Origin of the sequence: Phormidium pseudopriestleyi FRX01 (assembly GCF_017313335.1) — a bacterium.
GTDB classification, from domain to species: domain Bacteria; phylum Cyanobacteriota; class Cyanobacteriia; order Cyanobacteriales; family Laspinemataceae; genus Laspinema; species Laspinema pseudopriestleyi.
Genome location: NZ_JAFLQW010000156.1, coordinates 1 through 5,256, shown reverse-complemented (window position 1 = coordinate 5,256; position 5,256 = coordinate 1). Strand labels below are relative to the sequence as shown.

At 50.6% G+C, this 5,256-nt stretch carries 4 protein-coding genes and 1 tRNA gene; 4 read left to right on the top strand and 1 reads right to left on the bottom strand.

The window, feature by feature from the left end:
• The first annotated feature begins 275 nt into the window (after positions 1-275).
• The 4 genes from glyQ to J0895_RS05780 all read left to right on the top strand — a co-directional run bounded on the left by glyQ (position 276) and on the right by J0895_RS05780 (position 4,351).
• Positions 276-1,172: a glycine--tRNA ligase subunit alpha gene (gene glyQ, locus J0895_RS05795; protein ID WP_207087166.1), complete on the top strand. Its 897-nt coding sequence runs from the start codon at positions 276-278 to the stop codon at positions 1,170-1,172.
• Positions 1,173-1,364: 192 nt separating this feature from the next.
• Complete coding sequence (locus J0895_RS05790) at positions 1,365-1,841, top strand: DUF4079 domain-containing protein (protein WP_207087165.1); 477 nt, start codon at positions 1,365-1,367, stop codon at positions 1,839-1,841.
• Positions 1,842-1,863: 22 nt separating this feature from the next.
• Positions 1,864-4,224: a ComEC/Rec2 family competence protein gene (locus tag J0895_RS05785; RefSeq protein WP_207087164.1), complete on the top strand. Its 2,361-nt coding sequence runs from the start codon at positions 1,864-1,866 to the stop codon at positions 4,222-4,224.
• A 40-nt stretch (positions 4,225-4,264) separates the two neighbouring features.
• Positions 4,265-4,351 (top strand) — tRNA-Ser (locus J0895_RS05780).
• Positions 4,352-4,470: 119 nt separating this feature from the next.
• Here J0895_RS05780 and J0895_RS05775 read toward each other — a convergent pair.
• Positions 4,471-5,148, bottom strand: a complete 678-nt coding sequence (locus J0895_RS05775) for a pentapeptide repeat-containing protein (RefSeq protein WP_207087163.1) — start codon at positions 5,146-5,148, stop codon at positions 4,471-4,473.
• Between the last annotated feature and the right edge of the window lie 108 nt (positions 5,149-5,256).

Genomic DNA, 5,256 nt, shown 5'->3' with positions numbered 1-5,256 from the left:
TTATAGTCTCTAGGTATAACCCTTAGAGACTTCTGATTCTCTTGACGAGACCAGGTTTCTATTGGCTTTCAAACTCTTTAATTGTCTTGGTTCAGGCGCGACTTGGTTCGTTGCCTTTCCTCACCGCGCTTTACTACTTTAACTAACCCACCCGGGTTTGTCAAGCGTTTTTGAGGATTTTTTTTGATTTTTTTTGAAAAAAGTCTGGAAGCCTTTCACGGGGAGAGTTTTAGGCGAGAATAAATAATGAACTTGCTTGCAGAGGAAAGCGAACCGTGAATTTTCAGTCAGTGATTGCCACGTTAAATCAGTTTTGGGCCGATCGCGGTTGTTTGATTGCCCAGCCCTACGATATTGAAAAAGGCGCAGGCACCATGAATCCCCATACCTTCTTACGGGCGATCGGTCCCGAACCTTGGTCTGTGGCTTATGTCGAACCTTGCCGTCGTCCCACCGATGGGCGCTATGGCGAGAACCCCAACCGCTACCAACACTATTATCAGTACCAAGTCATCATCAAACCCTCCCCAAACAATATCCAGGATCTGTATCTGGATTCTCTACGGGCATTAGGGATCCGTCCGGAAGACCGGGATATTCGGTTTGTGGAGGATAACTGGGAGTCTCCCACTCTAGGAGCCTGGGGTGTCGGCTGGGAAGTTTGGCTCGATGGCATGGAGATTACCCAATTTACCTACTTCCAACAATGTGGGGGTATCGATTGCCGTCCCGTCTCCATCGAGATTACTTATGGACTGGAGCGCTTAACCATGTATCTCCAGGAAAAAGATGCCTTTACCAAGATTAACTGGACCGATGAGGTGACTTATGGAGACGTTCACCTCCAAGGAGAAGTGGAACAGTGCGTTTATAACTTTGAGGCATCTAATCCAGATTTACTGCTCAAGCTCTTTGCACTCTATGAAGAAGAGGCAGAACAACTAACGGCACGAGGATTGGTGGCCCCTACCCTGGATTATGTCCTGAAGTGTTCTCATACCTTTAATCTATTAGATGCCAGAGGCGTCATTTCCGTAACGGAGCGGACTCGTTATATTGGACGGATCCGCAATTTAGCGCGACGGGTGGCTCATCTGTATCTGGAGCAACGGGAGAAGTTGGGGTTCCCGCTTCTGAAAGCTGACGCCTGTGATCAAGCCTCGGCTGCTTAAGATGGTGCATCTTATTTTTGCCGGTCTGGCCCTCATCCCCCAGCCCCTTCTCCCAAAAAGGGAGAAGGGGAGCCGGATTTTAAGTCCCTCTCCCCCGGGGAGAGGGATTTAGGGTGAGGGCGGCAATACAACAGATGCAACCTGCTTAGTTGGTTTAACCCGTGATATTGAATTAAAGAAGAAGGAGAAGGAATGATCGATCTGAGCGAAGTCCTCGAACCGATCGCCAGTCAATTTCGCCGTTTGGGAATGCCTGAGCCGATTGTGCATTGGGGACATCCCCTGATGATGGGGATTGTGGTATTTGTAATGGGCAGTTATGTCGGCTGGTCCGGATGGCGTGGACGAGTTGCACCGGATAAGGATGCAGCGATTAAGGGCCGCAGCGACCACCGCAAACTTGCCCCTTGGATGTTCCTATTTATGGCACTGGGTTATACCGGAGGGGTTTTATCTCTGGTGATGCAACGGCAGCCGATTTTAGAAAGCCCTCATTTCTGGACGGGTTCGATACTATTGGTGTTGTTAGCTATCAATGGGGCGATGTCTTTGGGGTTTCAGGGTGATCGCCTCACCCTCCGGGCCGCTCATGCCTATTTAGGAACCGTGGCCCTAGGGCTGATGTTGGTTCATGCCCTGGTGGGATTAAAATTGGGTCTATCTATATAGAAGAAGAGGAAAGCGCAACCTGATGACTTCTGCCCCTTTAGTCGTTCTGTGTTTAGCCTACATTTTAGGATTGCTGTGCACCGCTTCTACCTGGGGAGCACTGGTGGTCCTAACTTTGACGGGAGCGATCGCCGCTGTACTGTTGCTGAAAGTGCCATTTCCCAAACGCATTGATGTCCTAAAAGCCGGTTTACAACCGAGAATTTGGCTAATTGCCGGAGCAATTGGGTTTTTAGCGACCCTCTATTTACCCCTGCGGCAGCCACAAATCGGCGTGAATGATATCAGTCGGTTTGTGGCTGCCGCAGATGCCCCCACTCAGCAGCAACTGGTGAACGTCTTCGGAAAAGTCGCCAGTGAACCCCGATTGACTCGCAGCAACCGAATTCAATTCTGGTTTGAGCCGAACCAAGTGATTGAAATTGTTGGGACTTCTGGACGGGGGGGAAGTGATACTGCAAAAACCCAAACTGTTACGGGCAAACTATATGTCACCGTTCCATTACTTCAAGGGACCGGCTTATATCCGGGTCAACGGGTGGAGGTAACGGGTCGATTGTACTTGCCTCAACCGGCAGCAAATCCTGGCGGGTTTGACTTTCAGGCTTATTTGGCAAGAGAAGGGACTTTTGCCGGGTTAGCGGGACGGCAGGTGAATTTTCTGGCGAGCGATCGCCCCCCTAATTCCTGGGGAATGTGGCAACTGCGACGGCGAATTCTGCGTGCTCAAGTCCGAGGATTGGGAGTGCCAGAAGGTCCGGTGCTCAGTGCAATGGTGTTAGGAAGACGTGCGGTTGATCTTCCCCATGACATTCGCGAACGATTTATGCAGGTGGGTTTAGCCCATGTTCTCGCTGCTTCAGGATTTCATGTGGCTGTTATTTTAGGATTGGTGCGGGCCGTCACTCGCCGGTTTTCTGAGAAAGCCCAATTTGGGTATGGCGCAGCAGTTTTAATCATCTATGTGTTCGTAACCGGGGGTACGCCATCGGTGTTACGAGCCGCATTAATGGGTTGTGCGGCATTACTGGCTCCCTTAATGCAGCGTCAGGTGAATGCTTTGGGGTCTCTGCTACTGGCAGCGACCTTTTTGCTGATCTGGAATCCCCTGTGGATTTGGGATTTAGGATTTCAACTCAGTTTTTTGGCGACCCTAGGGTTATTAGTCTCGACCCCACCCATTCTGAAGCGGTTGGATTGGTTACCCCCGACGATCGCCTCTTTGATTGCGGTGCCGATCGCCGTGGCGGTGTGGGTGCTGCCGTTGCAACTTTATACCTTTGGGGTATTAGCTCCTTATAGTATTGGATTAAATATTGTCCTGTCGTTGCCTTTGGCGGGGATTACCCTGGGGGGGTTTATCAGTGCGATCGCCGCTACAATCTGGCCGTTAGCAGGGACAGCGATCGCCTGGTTGCTGTATTATCCCCTCAAATTGACGATCTCCGTTGTCGAATTCGTCAGTCAATTACCCGGGAATTCCATTACCACAGGAACGCTCTCGATTGTGCAGGTGGTGATTCTCTATGGAATCGTGGTGTCGGTGTGGCTGATTCCTTGGTTGCATCAAAAACGGCGATGGGTTTTGGGATGGCTGTTTGCGGTAGGTTTGGTGGTGGTGCCGGTGTTCTATGCCCGGACTACGGTATTTCAGATTACGGCCCTGGCAACTCGGGGAGATCCGGTTTTGGTGGTTCAAGATCGCGGGAAAGCCATTGTGATCAATAGTGGGGATGACGCGACGGCACGATATTCGGTGCTGCCTTTTTTGCGACAGCAGGGGGTGAATCAGATTGATTGGGCGATCGCCACAACGCCGGTGAATTACCGGAGTGGGTGGTATCAAGTCCTTGATAGTTTGCGAGTGCGGGTATTTTCTTCTCCGCAAATTGGCCCCCATCAGACCAGCGATCGGCCTTTGCTGGCGAATTTAACCAATCGCAAAGGGTCTTATCATCCTTTACCGATCGGGCAAACCTTGGCAGTGGGGACAACGGCAGTTCAGGTGGTGAGTCTGAAGCCCCCGGTGGTCCAGTTCCAGATTCGCAATCAGATGTGGTTTTTATTGGGGGATTTGAATCCTTCGGAACAAAGCCATTTAGTCACGGCGGGTTCGTTACTGGCAACAGAGAATAATGATGAGTCGCCTTTAAGGGTGTTGTGGTGGTCCGGGGAACAGTTGGCTCCTTATTTAATAGATGCGCTGCAACCGTCTGTGGCGATCGCCTCGAATGATGCGATCGACCCGGAAACGGAACGGTTACTCAGACAACGGAATGCTCAAATTTACGCGATCGGTCGGGAGGGGGCGGTTCAGTGGAATTCGCGAGATGGCTTTGGATCAACCTTGGATCCTCGGGAGAATGAAAATCTTTTCCTTTAGGGCTTCCCAAACCGGGTGAGATACGGTAACATGAGCAATTGGAGAGGTGGCAGAGCGGTTGAATGCGGCAGACTCGAAATCTGTTATGGTGTCACAGCCATCGGGGGTTCGAATCCCCCCCTCTCCGTTTCTAAATTTTGTTTGTTATTTCAGGTTGATGAAGGCTGACAAGATTTAACGGCAGATCAGCGGTCAATCTGGGAGTGACCAGATTCCTCTGGTAATGGGGAATCTGGTCATCAACTCCTAGGGATTAGGAGGAAAAGATGCTAAAGGCTTTTTGTTAATGATGCGTGTGCCGAGAGATAAACGCAGCATCCCCAAGACAGTATCGCCCTTGATGCAATGTTCGAGATTCGCGGAATCTAAATTGGCAGCAGTAAGGTTCACCCCCCTGAGATTCGCCTGATAGAGATTAGCGGCACTGAGATTTGCCCAGGTTAAGTTGGCATTGCTAAGATTGGCAGCGCTAAAGTTGACCTGAGTGGCATGACAATGGCTGAGGTTAGAACCGACTAAGCTGGCTTGGTAGAGATTAGCCCCCGCTAAGAAAACGCCAGTTAAATTCGCGCGATCGAGGATGGTGCCGCTTAAGTTGGCATTCAATAGGGAAGCATAACTTAAGTCGCAAGCCACTAAGCTACTGTCGGTTAACACCAGATTGTTCAATTTTAGCCCGCGTAAATCTACATTGGATAACTGTAGACCCGTGAACTGTCGATCGCCTGCTTCCAAGCGTTGCCGGAATTGTTCTGCACTCATGGCAATTTTGGGAGAGTTTAAATGGCGGTTGGGGGTGTTGCGATCGCCGTTGAAGAAGGCTTTGAAAGGGTTGAACATAATCACTCCGGGTTGGGTAGAAGTTGCAGTCTGATTTTTGAACGTTCCGGCAGGGCGATCGCGCGATCGCCCTCGGATTCTCAAGTCCCCAAGGAACCCCAGAATTGCGGTACTTTCCGCGCAATGTTTTCCCGTAGTCGGGGAACAAGGGCCATTGACGTGAGATAAAGATCCTCAATGGCATCTGCGATC

Excerpts from the sequence above, each read along its gene's own strand:
- J0895_RS05790 (WP_207087165.1), top strand. The coding sequence starts at position 1,365 with ATGATCGATCTGAGCGAAGTCCTCGAACCGATCGCCAGTCAATTTCGC.
- J0895_RS05785 (WP_207087164.1), top strand. The coding sequence starts at position 1,864 with ATGACTTCTGCCCCTTTAGTCGTTCTGTGTTTAGCCTACATTTTAGGA.